A 13,337-nucleotide genomic window follows, 5' to 3' on the forward strand; every position below is an offset into this window, starting at 1 on the left:
TGTACGGTGCACCACGAGGTGCAGCGTGCCGGGCAAGCGGCGCGTACCCCTACTCGTCCAGCAGCGAGTCCTGGATTGCTACCCTGCGCGCGGGTTCGACCTCGACCGCACCCGAGTCGGCAAACGGCTCGCTGTCCGCCTCCGGGGCCTTCAGCGGCGCCCGCGTCGAGGTGCCCGGTGCCGGGAGCTCCACGGTGCCCGTCGTTTCATCGGCAACGGGTTCCACCACCGGCATCCCGCCAAGCAAGTCGATGCCCTGGGCCAGTGGCACCCCCGAACCGTCACGCCTGGAATATTCGGTGGGCAGCGCCCGCACCACCCCGGCCGCGGAGGAAGCCCGGGCGGGGCCGGCACCGGCATAGGCCAGTTCCAGGTGGTCCTCGCCCTTCAGGAAGCGGTGTGCCCTCACCCCGGCGGTTGCCCGCCCCTTGAGCGGGTATTCGGCGAAATCGGTGACCTTGACCGAGTGCGTGGCCGTTCCCGGCAGCGTGTTCGAGCCGGTGGCGATCGAGACGAGGACCGGTGACGGGGCATTGGCCTCGACGACGCCGAAGAAGATCACGGAGTCGCCGGCGCCGAGCTTGATGCCGGCCATGCCGCCGGCGGTGCGGCCCTGGGCGCGCACGGTGGAGGAAGCCAGGCGCAGCAGCTGCGCTGCACGGGTGACGAAGACCAGATCGGCCTCCTCAGGTCCCACGGCGGCACCCACCACGGTGTCCTGGCCCTTGATCGTGATCGCTTCCCACTCATCCCTGTTCAACGGGTAGTCAGGGCTCAGCCGCTTGACCACGCCGTTGGCCGTGCCCAGGGCGATGGCCTGGTTCAACGGAACCAGGGCGACCATCTTCTCGCCCTTGGCCAGTTGCGCGAATTCATCGATCTTCACCCCGGATGTCAGCTGTGGGAAACCATGGGCGGGGGGAAGCAACGGCAGGTCAACGACCTGCAGTCGCAGCATTCGCCCCATCGAGGTGATTCCGCCGATTTCTCCCCGGGCTGTGGTCTCCAGTGCCGAGGAAAGAACGTCGTGCTTCACCCGCGCCACGGAACCGTCCAACGGGTCGGCCGAGGAGGTGCGGGCCACCTGGCCGGTGGCCGAGAGCAGTACCCGGCACGCGTCGTCCGCGATCTCCAGGCTCAGCGGGGCCGCTTTGCCTGTCACCGGTGCGGCGGGCATTGCCGTGCCCTTCAGCGGTGTTCCGGATTCGGACTCCAGCAGCACCGTGCGGCGCGGGGTGGCAAACTGCTCGCTCATCTGTGCCAGTTCCCCGGAAACCAGGTCGCGCAGGATCGAATCGGATTCCAGGATCGCCTTGAGCTCCTCGATGCCCGAGCGCAGTTCCTCAGCCTCCTTCTCCAGTTCCAGCCTGGAGAACTTGGTCAATTGGCGCAGGCGCAGTTCCAGGATGTGGTTGGCCTGCAGCTCGGAGAGGTCATAGATGGTCATCAGGCGTTCGCGTGCCTGGGCCGTCTCGTCCGAGGAGCGGATGACGGCGATGACTTCGTCGATGTCAACGATCGCGATCAGCAGGCCTTCGACCAGGTGCAACCTGTCAAGCTTCTTTTGCAGCCGGAATTCGGTGCGCCGGCGCACCACCGAGATCCGGTGATCGACGTAGACGGTGAGCAGCTCAAGCAGCCCCAGGGTGCTGGGCTGGCCCTGGACCAGGGCGACGTTGTTGATGCCGAAGGAATCCTCGAGCGGGGTGTACTTGTAGAGCTGGGCCAGCACGGCGTTGGGGTTGAACCCGTTCTTCAGCTCGATGACCAGGCGCAGCCCGTGGCTGCGGTCGGTCAAGTCCACCACGTCGGCGATGCCGGTGAGCTTCTTGGCGTTGACCGCGTCCTTGATCTTCTCGATGACCTTTTCCGGGCCCACCATGTAGGGCAGCTCGGTGACCACCAGGCCGGCGCGGCGCGCGGTGATCTGCTCGAGCTCCACCTTGGCCCGGGTGCGGAAGGTTCCCCGCCCGGTGCGGTAGGCATCGCGGATGCCCTCCAGTCCCACGACCTTGCCGCCGGTGGGCATGTCGGGTCCGGGGATGAACTTCATGATGGCCGCGAGGTCGGCCTCGGGATTGGCGATCAGGTGCCGGGCCGCGGCAACGACCTCCCCGAGGTTGTGCGGGGCCATGTTGGTGGCCATGCCCACGGCAATGCCGGTGGTGCCGTTGACCAAGAGGTTGGGAAAAGCCGCGGGCAGCACCGAGGGCTGCATGAACTGGTTGTCGTAGTTCGGCACGAAGTCGACAACGTCTTCGTCCAGGTTTGCCGTCATCGCCACCGCCGAGGCATCCAGGCGTGCCTCGGTGTAGCGCGGTGCCGCCGGACCGTCATCGAGGGAACCGAAGTTTCCGTGCCCGTCGATCAGCGGCAGGCGCAACGCGAAGCCCTGGCTCATGCGCACCATGGCGTCGTAGATGGCGGTGTCACCGTGCGGGTGCAGCTTGCCCATGACCTCGCCGACCACGCGGGCGCTCTTGACGTGGCCCTTGTCGGGGCGCAGTCCCATCTCGGACATCATGTACAGGATGCGCCGCTGCACCGGCTTGAGCCCGTCGCGGGCATCGGGCAGGGCGCGGGAGTAGATCACGGAGTAGGCGTACTCCAAAAAGGAGCCCTCCATTTCCTTGGTCACATCGATGTCTACGATGTGCTCAACGAAGTCCGCGGGCAGTGGTTCAGGCTTTTTGCGCGCCATAATGGGTGTGAATCCTCGATTCGAAACTGATGCCGGCCCTTGGTCAAGCGCCGATTCCTGCAAAGCCAGCGGTCACCGGCGCGTCGATCCATGTGCTCGTCTCGCGACGACCGCTAGGCTAAGCCTATGGTGGATGGTCGTAAACCCGGTGAATATCCGTCCCATTGGGAAGCAGATGTTGTCTTGCGCAACGGTTCCACGGCACATCTACGCCCGATTCAACCCAGCGACGCCGACAGTTTGCAAAAGATGCACCGCAACCAGTCGGAATCCTCCGTCTACATGCGTTATTTTACGTACAAGTCAGCGCTGACGCCCAAAGAGCTCAAACGCTTTACCCAGGTCAACCACGTGGACCGCACCGCATTCGTGGTGCTGCGCGGCGATGACATCATCGGGGTCGGGCGTTATGACCGCCTGGATGACCCGACCGAGGCCGAGGTCGCCTTCAACATTTCCGATGCCTACCAGGGCATGGGGGTGGGTTCCATCCTGCTTGAACACCTGGCCGCGGCGGCCCGCGAAAACGACATCACGCGGTTCTCCGCCGAGGTGCTGCCGGAGAACCGCAAGATGCTCACGGTCTTCGCCGAGGCCGGCTACGCGGTCAAACGCCACTTTGACGAGGGCGTGGTGATGCTCGAGTTTTCCATCGACCCCACGGAAAAGTCCAGGGCGGTGATGGAATCGCGCGAACACCGCGCCGAAGCCAAGTCGCTGGCCGGGCTTCTTGCCCCGGAATCGATCGCCGTGGTCGGGGCCAGCCGGGAGTGGGGCACCCTGGGGTACACCTTGCTGCACAACATCATCGAGGGCGGATACACCGGGGCGGTCTACGGGGTGAATCCGCAGGCATTCGAGCTTGGCGGGATGCGAAGCTACGGGTCCGTGGCCGAGATCCCCGGTCCCGTGGACCTGGCGGTGATCGCGGTGCCCAAGGACGGCATCCACGATGTCATTGAGGAATGCGCACGCGCCGGGGTCAAGGGGCTGCTGATCGCCACCGGCGGATTCGCCAAGGAAGGCGAGGCCGGCCTGGTCCGGCAACGCGAACTGGTGCGCCTGGCGCGGGCCAACGGCATGCGCGTGATCGGTCCGGCCTCCCTTGGACTGGTGAATACGGATTCAGCCACCTCCATGAATGCCTCGGTGGCGCCGGGGATGCCCAAGCGCGGCGCCCTGGGACTCTTTAGCCAATCTGCCGCCATCGGGGTGCTGCTCTACGCGGCCTCGGTCCGCCGGGACGTCGGGATCTCCTCGATCGTTTCGGCAGGGAACAGGGCGGATGTCTCGGGCAACGACGCCATGCAGTTCTGGGAGGACGATCCGGCAACCAGCGTGGTGGGTCTGTACCTGGAATCCTTCGGCAACCCGCGCAAGTTCTCACGTATCGCCCGCAGGCTCTCGCACTCCAAGCCGGTGATCGTGGCCAAGTCCGATGTGATGGGCCTGCGCCTGCCCCCGGGACATGCCGTGCGCACCACACAGGCCCCGACCGCCGCGGTGGATGCGATGCTGCGCCAATCAGGGGTGATACGGGTGCGCACCAACGAGGAACTGATGGAGGTCGCACAGATCGTCGCAGCCCAACCGCTTCCCGGCGGAAGCGGGCTTGCGGTGCTTGCCAACTCCGTGGCCCTGGCCTCCGTGGTTTCCGACGCGGCCGAACAAAACCAGCTTGAGGTCATCGTCTCGGATTCCGACATCTCGTTGGACGATGGGGCCTCGCGGGCGCTGCCGCGCTTGGCCGCAGCCCTGGAACGGGCGTTGGAAAACCCCCTGGTGCACTGCGGGATCGTGACGCTATTGCCGGAGGCCGGACTCTCGACCATCGTGCTGGCCAAGGCCATCCGGAAAGCCGCGGCGGTGTGGGGCAAGCCGGTCATCGCGGTCTTCCCCGGGATCATTGACCCCGCGGCCACCGCCGACGGGCTTCTGGATGACGGGACGAGGCAAGACGGTAGCGGGTACGGGCTGCCCTGCTACTCCTCGCCGGGCATCGCGGTGAACGCACTGGCCGCGATCGTGCGCTATGCCCGCTGGGTTGCCCGCGAACAAGGCGAAATCATCGAACCCTTTGGTATCGATGTTCCAGCGGCAGCGCAGTTCATCGAGGATGCGCTGGGAACGGTCCACGGGGTGGAGCTGTTGCGCCTGTCCAAGGCGCAGGCAGCCACGCTGCTGGGCCACTACGGGATCCAGGTGCTGGAATCGGTGGGCTTCGATGACACCGAGGAGGCTGTCGCCGCCGCGCACCGGCTCGGCTGGCCCGTGGCCATCAAGGCACGCGACGAGCACCTTCGCCACCGTCTGGACTTGGGCGGTGTGCGGCTGAACATCATCGACGAGGTTTCGCTGCGTTCGAACCTCGAGCACATGGCCGAGGCGATGAGCCCCTATGCGGCCACCGAACTGGAGGTCCAGTCGATGGCACCGGCGGGGCAGGGGTGCGTGATCCGCGCGGTCGAGGACCCGCTGCTGGGGCCGGTTGTCTCCTTCGGGCTGGCCGGGGATGCGGTGAACCTGCTCGACGACTGGGCTCACGGAACCCCGCCGCTGACCGACACCGATCTCTCGGACCTGGTACATGCCCCGCGGGCCGCGGCCAGGCTGCGCGGATACCAGGGACTGCCCGGGGTGGACCTGGCCGCGTTGGAAGACCTGCTGAACCGTGTGGCGACGCTGAAGGACAACCATCCGGAGGTGTCCTTGGTGGAAATCAACCCGGTGATGGTAGCCACCTCCGGCACTACCGTGCTGGCGGTGGAAATCTGTCTGGGCAACGCCGAGCAGCGCACCGATTCGGCCCGGCGGGCCATGAGCCACTGAGCAGTCGGCGCGCTTGGGTAGACTAGGGGGCATGACCCCCCTTTCTTCGGCTGCGAGCCCTGACCTGCAAACCGACCTCATCCGTGCCGGGTTCTACCCCAAAATCGTTGAGGACATCATTGACGAAGCACTCGACGGACGCAAACCCGGGGCTCACCTGGTCCATCTGGAGACCCACTTCGACCAGCACGAGGTACACCGGCACATCACTGTTTTGGTGCTGGCCGAGGACATCCTGGTGGTCACCCACGTCGATGACCAGCAGCTGGATGAAAAGGGCAAGGAAATCATGGCCCAGATCTCCACCGAACTGGTCCAGCTTTCCAAGGTCACGACGGTGGCCACCAGCTATGTCTACCACCAGCCACAGAACTACAGCACCGGTGATCCGGTCAAGGAATTGACAGTGGGCATCGCCTGGGCCGGCGCCCAGCGGATCGACCTTGCCCCGGCAGGCTGCGCTGACGCCGCCTGCGACGCCGACCACGGCTACACCGGCACCGCCCAGCAGGAAGACCTCGTGCTGCGCGTCAGCGCCGAGGCGGACGGGGTCAACGCAGTCACTGCTGCGCGGGGCTTTGCCACCGCCATGCGACGTGCCTCGGCGCCCCGGGGCACCGAGACCCGGAGCCCTGCCTCCCAGGCGTCCGCGACCGAGGTCCGCGGCCGCGTCAGCTCCCGCTTCGGCCGCAACACCCACCAGGGCTAGGGCAGCAAGGGATCACCGCGCGTCGTGGCAACCAACAGCAAAAACATCCCGTCCACCGCCTTGCCGGCGGCACCACCCTACGGGCGCAAGACCATCGCCGAACTGCTGCCCAGTGCAGCCGCGGCCTTGGGTGTGCCCGGGTTCGATAACCCGCTCTCGCTGCCGGCTGCCAACCGCATCTGCGTGGTGATGGTCGACGGACTGGGCAAGGCTTTGCTGCGGGCACGCGGAGGCCACGCCCCGTTCCTGCGCAAGCTCATGGAGAACTCGCAGACCCTGATGGCCGCGTTCCCGTCAACCACCGCCGCCTCGCTGGCTTCTTTTGGCACCGGGCTTCCCCCGGGACAACACGGGCTGGTGGGGTACGACGCAGTGGATCCGGCACGGCGCCGCGTGGTCAACCAGCTTGGCGGGTGGCCCAAGGATCTTGACCCCGTGGCCTGGCAACCCCACGCCACGGTCTTTGAACGGGCCGCGGCACACGGGGTTCACACCGCCACCGTCAGCCTGGGCCATTTCAAGGACTCGGCTCTGACAAGCGCCGCATTGCGCGGCACCGAATTCATCCCCGCCGAATCCGCCCACGCCCGGGTGCGCACCACGTGCGAGACCCTGGCCGAACACCGCCGGGCATTGGTCTACTGCTACTTCAACGAATTGGACAAGGCCGGCCACCGGCACGGCAAGGGCTCGGTCCAGTGGGGAAACGCGTTGGAGGACCTGGACTCGGCAATGCGAACCCTGGCCTCCCGCGTCCCTGCCGGAACATTGCTGTTGCTGACCGCCGACCACGGGATGGTCGATATCGATGAAAAGTGGCGGATCGACTACTCCGAGTTCCCGGAGCTGGTGGACGAGGTCGAGCTGACCGCGGGGGAGCCGCGCGCCGTCCAGCTGCACTTCCGCCCCGGGTGCACCGCAGCCAAGCGCGAGGAGGTCGCACAGGCCTGGCGGGACCGCTTTGGCGCCAAGGCTTGGGTGCTTGGCCGCGAGGAAGCCATTGCCCACGGACTCTTTGGCGAGGTCGATGCATCGGTGCGCGAGCGCATCGGGGACCTGTTGGTCCTCGCGGCCGAGGACATTGCCTTCCTTGACGGGCGCCGGGTGAACCCCTCGGCGTTCTTGATGGTCGGCCAGCACGGGTCATTGACCCGGGTCGAGTGCGAGGTTCCCTTGTTGACCCTGGCACGTCCGGCAAACGCGAAATAACCACATAGCAAAGGCCCGGTCAAGGATGGGAAGGAATTCCGCCCTCGACCGGGCCTTTCGTTTCCTGTGGGCCGATGGGCCCGATGGTTCAGTCGTTGTTGTTGCGGCGCCCGAAGACGATTTCGTCCCAGCTGGGAACCGACGAGCGCCTGGCCTTTTTCTTGCCGCCGGTTTCCTCCTCACCGGAGGAATCCTCGCCTCCGGCTGCTGCCTCGGGGGCTGCCGGCTGGGGTGAAGGAACCAGTGAGATGGACGTGGTGCGCGTGCTGACGCCGTCATAGAGCCGGGGCAGGCCATCGTCCAAAGGTTCTGGGCCCGCTAACCGCGGGTCGTCCTCGGGGTGCGGCGAACGCGAAAGCATCGAGGCCAGCGCGTCGTCGCTTTCCTCGTCGATGCCCAGACGCTGTCCACGGCGTGCGCTGAGCACGTCCAGCAGTTGTTCGGAGTCGGCAACGGCGGACTCGTAATCCACGTCGTCGGCGTCGGCCTCGACATCAAAGGGGTGGTCCGCCACGGCGGTCAGGCGACGGGCACCGACAGGGGCATCGAGCGGTTCAAGCTCGCTGAGCACCTGGGCCCACCGGTTGGCGTTCTGCAAAGACTTGCGGTTTGGGTGGAACGACCATTTGGCCACGGAGTCCTCGTTGCCAGGATCCAGGGAGATGCTCGTGTCGGATTCGGGAAGCTCGAAGCGGGCAACGACCTCCCACGAGCCATCGGATGCACGCCATGCATCCCAGGTAACAGACTCGCTCTCGATGCCGAGGCTATGGATCCTGTAGGCAACCATTTCGCCTAGGTTCGCCGGTTCCTCGCCAAAGATGCTGCGGTATCCGTCATGGGTCTGCGGGGCCGAGACCTCGACGTTTCGGGCCTGCGAAGCAATGTACTCTCGCTCGGCCAAAACCGGGCCCTCGTAACGCATGATGCGTTCCAGCGGCATGCCGGACTCCGCCGCGACCTCGTCTGCGGTGGCGCCGGAGCGGATCCTGGTCTGGATCTCGCGGGGCGACAGCGGGGCTACCGGGGTCTCTGAACGATCGGCCCGGGCAGCTCGGGTCAATGCACTGCGAAGCGCTTCATCGATGGGCAGCTCAAAGCTGTTGCCATCCTTGCTGCTCAGCTGCAGGCTCTCACCGTTCTCGTGGATGCCCACCAGTCGGAGTTGACGCATGACTATCCTCCACAAACCGTCGTATTATGGGTAAAACTCTGCCACCTGCACCGCCAATTACCTAAGAGGTGCCTAGGTGTGGCGCGGCCGGGCTTCATGATATTTCCCACTGCCGGGCGCAAAGCCGGTAAAATGCTGGTCAGGTAACCCGGGATCGGGCCCGAAGATGCAATGATAAGCAGGCCGTGGACCGCCGGGCACAAAAATGACCGTTTCCACGTTGAATCATAGGCGCATCCAAACGCGTGGATTGGCCATGTGGCCAAGACCGGTTCCCATGGGGACCCAATACGAACAAGAGCTTGAACCAAGCGGAGTGTGAAGAAGCAACTATGGCAACCGATTACGATGCACCTCGAAGGCATGCCGGAAAAGAGGGGCAACCCGAGCCCGCTCCGGAACTGAAGGCGCAACGAAACACCAACGCCTCGAACCTGATCGACGAGGACGAGGGGGCACTGGCGGATAGCTACGAGCTGCCCGGTGCGGATCTCTCCGGCGAGGAACTCCAGGTAATGGTGCATTCGGCCCAGGCCGACGAGTTCACCTGTGCCTCGTGCTTCCTGGTGCGGCACCGTTCGCAAATCGCCCTGGAAAAGAACGGGGTGCTTTACTGCACCGACTGCGAAGGCTAGCCAACCAGCGAATGAGGCATTGCCCTTTCTGCGGATAAATTCCCGCAGGGGACCGTGGCGCCAACCAAAAAGCGCCCGCCAACCTTCAATTCCCGTTTCATAGCGGGTTCTTGAAGTTGGCGGGCGCTTTTTGCGATCCTGGCCGGGGAACTGCTAGGCCGATTCGGTCTCTGCACTGTTATCTGGGGAGGCGGGGGTGTCAGCTTCGTCGGACTGCGGCACCTCGCGGTATTGGACCATCAGGCCGCCCAGTGCCGCGGTAAGCTCCTCGGGGCGCCGGGTTGAAGTGATCCAGTAGGGGGTGGCATCGCGCTCATCGGTGATCTCGATGCGCACCACGGGATCGATCCAGCCACGCAGGCACATGAAGGCAATGCCGTTAAGGCCCGGGCCGCGCTGGTGGTAGGCTGCGGCGCCGCGGTAGCCGGTGACTTCGCCAACGAACTCCCGTTCGATGCTCGCCCGTCCCACGCGCACGTTGTGTTCGTCGATTTCGATGGTGGGGGTGCTCATGATCAGGGCGAAGGCGATCAGGCCAAGAGCAATCACGCCGGCGACGATACCCCAGCGGATACCGATCGGCATGAAGGCCACGGCGGCGGTGCCGCCCAGCCCCAGCGTGACGACCCAGATCCACCATGCGGGCCAGAGCTTCTCGCGGTAAGTGGTGGGGGAGGAATGCGGGGGTGAAGAGTTCTCGGCCATGTCTTCAAGCATAGGCGGTGGCGTGTGCCTTGCCTGCCATCGGCCAGGGATGCGAGGGACTAGAATCGGTGTAGAAGCCCCAAGGTCCGCAGAGCGGCCCGCGGAACAAACCTCAACCCCCGGGAGTGGAAAACACATGTCCGAATCCAGTGTCGATGTCGCCCTGAAAATGCTTGACCCGGAACTTCCTGTTCCGAGTTACGCCCATGAGGGGGATGCTGGAGCCGACCTGTGCGCCCGCGAGGACCTCACCTTGGCGCCCGGGGAGCGTGCGCTGGTTCCCACCGGCGTCGCCCTAGCGCTGCCCAACGGATTCGTCGGGCTGGTCCACCCCCGCTCCGGCCTTGCCACCAAGCACGGCTTGACCGTGGTCAATGCCCCGGGAACGGTCGATGCCGGGTACCGTGGTGAGTTGAAAGTCACGTTGTTGAACACGGATGCAACCACCCCGATCGTCCTGAAGCGCGGGGACCGCATCGCCCAGCTGGTGATCCAGAAGGTCGAACGGGCCCGTTTCATCCAGGTCCAGGAACTTGGCGACACTTCCCGCGGCGCCGGCGGATTTGGTTCGACCGGCGGATTCGAAGCCGTGCCCACCAGCCACTAGCCGCATCGGTCCGCACCCCGCGTTTCGCGCACCGACACAGCAAGAAAGCAACTTAGATGATTTTCAAGCGTAAGAAGAAGGCCGCCGAAGAGCCTCAGGCCGACCAGACGATCGCCGGGCTCAACGCGACGGCCTCCACCGAGGCAACGGCAACGCAGGCGGCAGCCAAGGCCCAGCCGGCCACCGAGGCCGAAGCCAAGGACGTTGCCGCGGAGGTACCCGCAACCGACCAGGCTCTGCGCGACACCTCGGAGGGACCCTTTGACGGTGACGACTTCGAGGACCACGACGGCTACCTGGATTTGGGGGCACTGCTGATCAAGCCGGTACCCGGTCTCCAGCTTCGCCTGGAAGTGGAGGAATCCACCCAGCGGGTCATTGCGGTGGCACTGGAAATCGGTGGCTCGCGGATGCAGCTGCAGGTTTTCGCGGCTCCCAAGACCGATAACCTGTGGCCGGGGATCTCCACCCAGATCGCCACCGGGATTGCCGACCAGGGAGGGGAAACAGAGACGGTTCCTGGGCGCTTCGGCAACGAACTGTTGGCCCGTGTGCCCCAAGAGGCACCCGATGGCCGCAAGGGCTATGTGGTCCTGCGCTTCCTGGGCGTCGATGGGCCGCGCTGGTTCCTGCGGGCCGTGATCGGCGGTGCTGCGTTGACCGACGCGGTCGAATCTAAGGCCATGGAAGACGCGCTGGCCCAAGTGGTCGTGGTTCGTGGCGACACCCCGATGCCCCCGACCGAACTGCTGGCCCTGACGGTGCCATCCGGGGCATTGGCCCGTACGGAGCCTGAACCCGAGGCGGACAAGCAAGGCGAAGACACCGAGCGTCCCGAACGCGGCCCGGAAATCACCTCGATCGGTTAACCCAAGGTGCCCAAGGACAAGCCGCTGAAGACCAAGCGCGGCCAGCAGCAACAGCAGCCGGTCTGGGCCCTCCAGGGCGTACCGGAGACCTCGGACCCCAGTGGTCTGCTGCGGATCTCCTCGCTGGCCGAGCTCCCGGTGCGTGGGCGCATCGCCCACCGCGGCTACGTCGAATCCATGACGATCCTTCCGCCGCAGCAGGCCCCGGCGTTCATCGTGACGATCGTTGACCGTCCGGCACCTCCGGGGGGAAGGCGCAGCGCCGTGCCGCACCTGCATCTGATCTTCGTGGGCCAACGCAGGGTCCCGGGAGTGGTGGCCGGATCCCGACTGCACTACGAAGGCATGGTCGCAACGATCGACTCGGTGCCCACGATCTTCAACCCGCGCTACGAGATCCTGCCCGAACGCGCGGCGGAAAAGTAGCACCGGCCACCAGCCGGGGCTTCCCACCCACAGCAAACGCCTCCAAGGACAAAGAATCAGCCATGAGCGAGCACAGCGAAGAAACACCCAACCCAGAGGACACCGGTCCCGACGCCCAAGACGTGGCACGGAGGATCGGCGCCAATGCGGGGATCGAGCGCCGCGGGGACGGACAGATCGATGTCCTGAAGACCGTCGGCGGGGGGCGTGGACTCATCGAGTCGCTGTTGCCCGGCCTGGTGTTCCTGGTCATCTTCACCGTGTGGCAGGAACTGAACGTGGCGTTGGTCGCCTCGGTGGCGGTGGCCGTCGTGTTCACCATTGCGCGCCTGGTACGCCGAGGAACCCTCACCCAGGCGCTCACCGGCCTGGTCGGGGTCGCGATTTGCGCGATTTTCTCCCGGGTCACCGGGGAAGCCAAGGACTACTACGTTCCCGGTTTTTACACCAACCTTGCCTATAGCGCGGCGTTGGTGATCTCCATCCTGGTTCGCTGGCCCCTGATGGGCGTGATCTTCGGGTTCATTCGCCAGGAAAACACCGAATGGCGTTCCAGCAAGACGCGCACCAAGCAGTACGCCTGGGCCACTTGGATCGTGGTGGCGGTCTTCGTCGGCCGCTTGGCCGTCCAGGTCCCGCTCTATTTTGCCGACAATGTTCCGGCGCTTGGCGCGGCACGCCTGGCGATGGGCGTGCCGCTCTACGCCGCGGGGCTGTGGGTCGCCTGGATGGTTTCCCGCCCGCTCGCCGCGCCAAAGACCAGCGAGGGGCTCTAACCCCAACGGTCGTTGGCTACTGGTTCTCGGGTTCGGAGTTGCGTAACACGGACCGCAACTGGTCCTCGGCCACGATCGTTGTCACGAAGAACAACTCGTCCCCACCCTCGATGACGTCATCGAGGCTTGGTGTCAGCGGGATGTCATCGCGTAGGATCGCCACCACGGTGGCATCGGCGGGCCACGGAACCGATCCGATGGTGCGCCCGATCAGCTTTGAATCATGGGGCACCGTGAATTCCACCATCGAGACAACCCCTGATTGCAGGGTCATCAGGCGCACCAGGTCACCGATCTCCACTGCTTCTTCGACCAGCGCGGTCATCAGGCGCGGCGTGCTCACCGCGACGTCCACGCCCCAGGCGTCATCGAACATCCAGTCGTTCTTCGGGTTGTTGACCCGGCCTACGGTGCGCCCGACGCCAAACTCGCTCTTGGCCAGCAAGGACACCACCAGGTTGACTTTGTCGTCCCCGGTGGCGGAGACCACCACATCGACCTCGGAGAGCTTGGCTTCCTTGAGCACCGAGAGTTCGCAGGCGTCCCCGAAGAGCCAGCGTGCGCCTTGGACCCCGGCACGGGCAACGACCTCGGGCTTTTCATCGATGAGCAGCACCTCGTGCCCGTTGATGATCAGCTCCTTGGCAATGGAACTTCCCACGGATCCCGCTCCGGCAATCATGACCTTCATTACTAC

At 65.2% G+C, this 13,337-nt stretch carries 12 protein-coding genes; 8 read left to right on the forward strand and 4 right to left on the reverse strand.

What is annotated here, in order from left to right:
* Nucleotides 1-49 precede the first annotated feature (49 nt).
* Nucleotides 50-2,701: a DNA gyrase/topoisomerase IV subunit A gene (locus tag ABEA12_RS09840; RefSeq protein ID WP_210101144.1), complete on the reverse strand. Its 2,652-nt coding sequence runs from the start codon at nucleotides 2,699-2,701 to the stop codon at nucleotides 50-52.
* Nucleotides 2,702-2,827: 126 nt separating this feature from the next.
* Here ABEA12_RS09840 and ABEA12_RS09845 point away from each other — a divergent pair, with 126 nt between their 5' ends.
* The 3 genes from ABEA12_RS09845 to ABEA12_RS09855 are packed head-to-tail and all read left to right on the forward strand — an operon-like array spanning nucleotide 2,828 to nucleotide 7,448.
* A complete protein-coding gene (locus ABEA12_RS09845; RefSeq protein ID WP_210101143.1) occupies nucleotides 2,828-5,530 on the forward strand; it encodes a bifunctional acetate--CoA ligase family protein/GNAT family N-acetyltransferase in 2,703 nt (900 codons plus the stop codon).
* A gap of 31 nt (nucleotides 5,531-5,561) precedes the next feature.
* Nucleotides 5,562-6,239 (forward strand): DUF5998 family protein, encoded by a 678-nt coding sequence (locus ABEA12_RS09850; protein WP_210101142.1) that lies wholly within the window; start codon nucleotides 5,562-5,564, stop codon nucleotides 6,237-6,239.
* Nucleotides 6,240-6,263: 24 nt separating this feature from the next.
* Nucleotides 6,264-7,448, forward strand: coding sequence for an alkaline phosphatase family protein (locus tag ABEA12_RS09855; RefSeq protein WP_210101141.1), 1,185 nt, complete (start codon nucleotides 6,264-6,266; stop codon nucleotides 7,446-7,448).
* Between the two features lie 88 nt (nucleotides 7,449-7,536).
* On the opposite strand, the gene sepH is transcribed toward ABEA12_RS09855, so the two are convergent.
* On the reverse strand, nucleotides 7,537-8,622 hold the full coding sequence (gene sepH / locus ABEA12_RS09860) for a septation protein SepH (protein ID WP_210101140.1): 1,086 nt from the start codon (nucleotides 8,620-8,622) through the stop codon (nucleotides 7,537-7,539).
* 332 nt (nucleotides 8,623-8,954) lie between these two features.
* Between sepH and ABEA12_RS09865 the strand changes: the two genes are divergently transcribed.
* Nucleotides 8,955-9,257, forward strand: coding sequence for a DUF4193 domain-containing protein (locus ABEA12_RS09865; RefSeq protein ID WP_210101139.1), 303 nt, complete (start codon nucleotides 8,955-8,957; stop codon nucleotides 9,255-9,257).
* Between the two features lie 153 nt (nucleotides 9,258-9,410).
* Here the strand turns inward: ABEA12_RS09865 and ABEA12_RS09870 are convergent, their stop codons facing one another.
* Nucleotides 9,411-9,962: a DUF3093 domain-containing protein gene (locus ABEA12_RS09870; RefSeq protein WP_210101138.1), complete on the reverse strand. Its 552-nt coding sequence runs from the start codon at nucleotides 9,960-9,962 to the stop codon at nucleotides 9,411-9,413.
* A gap of 136 nt (nucleotides 9,963-10,098) precedes the next feature.
* On the opposite strand from ABEA12_RS09870, the gene dut reads away from it, so the two are divergent.
* The 4 genes from dut to ABEA12_RS09890 all read left to right on the forward strand — a co-directional run bounded on the left by dut (nucleotide 10,099) and on the right by ABEA12_RS09890 (nucleotide 12,640).
* The gene (gene dut / locus ABEA12_RS09875; RefSeq protein WP_210101137.1) at nucleotides 10,099-10,569 is read left to right on the forward strand and encodes a dUTP diphosphatase; all 471 of its coding nucleotides are present in this window, start codon (nucleotides 10,099-10,101) and stop codon (nucleotides 10,567-10,569) included.
* A 56-nt stretch (nucleotides 10,570-10,625) separates the two neighbouring features.
* Nucleotides 10,626-11,438: a DUF3710 domain-containing protein gene (locus ABEA12_RS09880; protein ID WP_210101136.1), complete on the forward strand. Its 813-nt coding sequence runs from the start codon at nucleotides 10,626-10,628 to the stop codon at nucleotides 11,436-11,438.
* A 6-nt stretch (nucleotides 11,439-11,444) separates the two neighbouring features.
* Nucleotides 11,445-11,864 (forward strand): hypothetical protein, encoded by a 420-nt coding sequence (locus tag ABEA12_RS09885; protein WP_210101135.1) that lies wholly within the window; start codon nucleotides 11,445-11,447, stop codon nucleotides 11,862-11,864.
* 62 nt (nucleotides 11,865-11,926) lie between these two features.
* Nucleotides 11,927-12,640: a DUF3159 domain-containing protein gene (locus ABEA12_RS09890; protein ID WP_210101134.1), complete on the forward strand. Its 714-nt coding sequence runs from the start codon at nucleotides 11,927-11,929 to the stop codon at nucleotides 12,638-12,640.
* Nucleotides 12,641-12,656: 16 nt separating this feature from the next.
* Here the strand turns inward: ABEA12_RS09890 and ABEA12_RS09895 are convergent, their stop codons facing one another.
* A complete protein-coding gene (locus ABEA12_RS09895) occupies nucleotides 12,657-13,331 on the reverse strand; it encodes a potassium channel family protein (RefSeq protein ID WP_210101133.1) in 675 nt (224 codons plus the stop codon).
* Between the last annotated feature and the right edge of the window lie 6 nt (nucleotides 13,332-13,337).

This window comes from Paeniglutamicibacter antarcticus (assembly GCF_039544305.1).
Classification (GTDB): Bacteria; Actinomycetota; Actinomycetes; order Actinomycetales; family Micrococcaceae; genus Paeniglutamicibacter; species Paeniglutamicibacter antarcticus_C.

What these genes read in the sequence shown, in the direction of transcription:
- ABEA12_RS09840 (WP_210101144.1), bottom strand. Translation starts at nt 2,701, where the DNA reads ATGGCGCGCAAAAAGCCTGAACCACTGCCCGCGGACTTCGTTGAGCAC.
- ABEA12_RS09845 (WP_210101143.1), top strand. Translation starts at nt 2,828, where the DNA reads ATGGTGGATGGTCGTAAACCCGGTGAATATCCGTCCCATTGGGAAGCA.
- ABEA12_RS09850 (WP_210101142.1), top strand. Translation starts at nt 5,562, where the DNA reads ATGACCCCCCTTTCTTCGGCTGCGAGCCCTGACCTGCAAACCGACCTC.
- sepH (WP_210101140.1), bottom strand. Translation starts at nt 8,622, where the DNA reads ATGCGTCAACTCCGACTGGTGGGCATCCACGAGAACGGTGAGAGCCTG.
- ABEA12_RS09865 (WP_210101139.1), top strand. Translation starts at nt 8,955, where the DNA reads ATGGCAACCGATTACGATGCACCTCGAAGGCATGCCGGAAAAGAGGGG.
- ABEA12_RS09870 (WP_210101138.1), bottom strand. Translation starts at nt 9,962, where the DNA reads ATGGCCGAGAACTCTTCACCCCCGCATTCCTCCCCCACCACTTACCGC.
- dut (WP_210101137.1), top strand. Translation starts at nt 10,099, where the DNA reads ATGTCCGAATCCAGTGTCGATGTCGCCCTGAAAATGCTTGACCCGGAA.
- ABEA12_RS09880 (WP_210101136.1), top strand. Translation starts at nt 10,626, where the DNA reads ATGATTTTCAAGCGTAAGAAGAAGGCCGCCGAAGAGCCTCAGGCCGAC.
- ABEA12_RS09890 (WP_210101134.1), top strand. Translation starts at nt 11,927, where the DNA reads ATGAGCGAGCACAGCGAAGAAACACCCAACCCAGAGGACACCGGTCCC.
- ABEA12_RS09895 (WP_210101133.1), bottom strand. Translation starts at nt 13,331, where the DNA reads ATGAAGGTCATGATTGCCGGAGCGGGATCCGTGGGAAGTTCCATTGCC.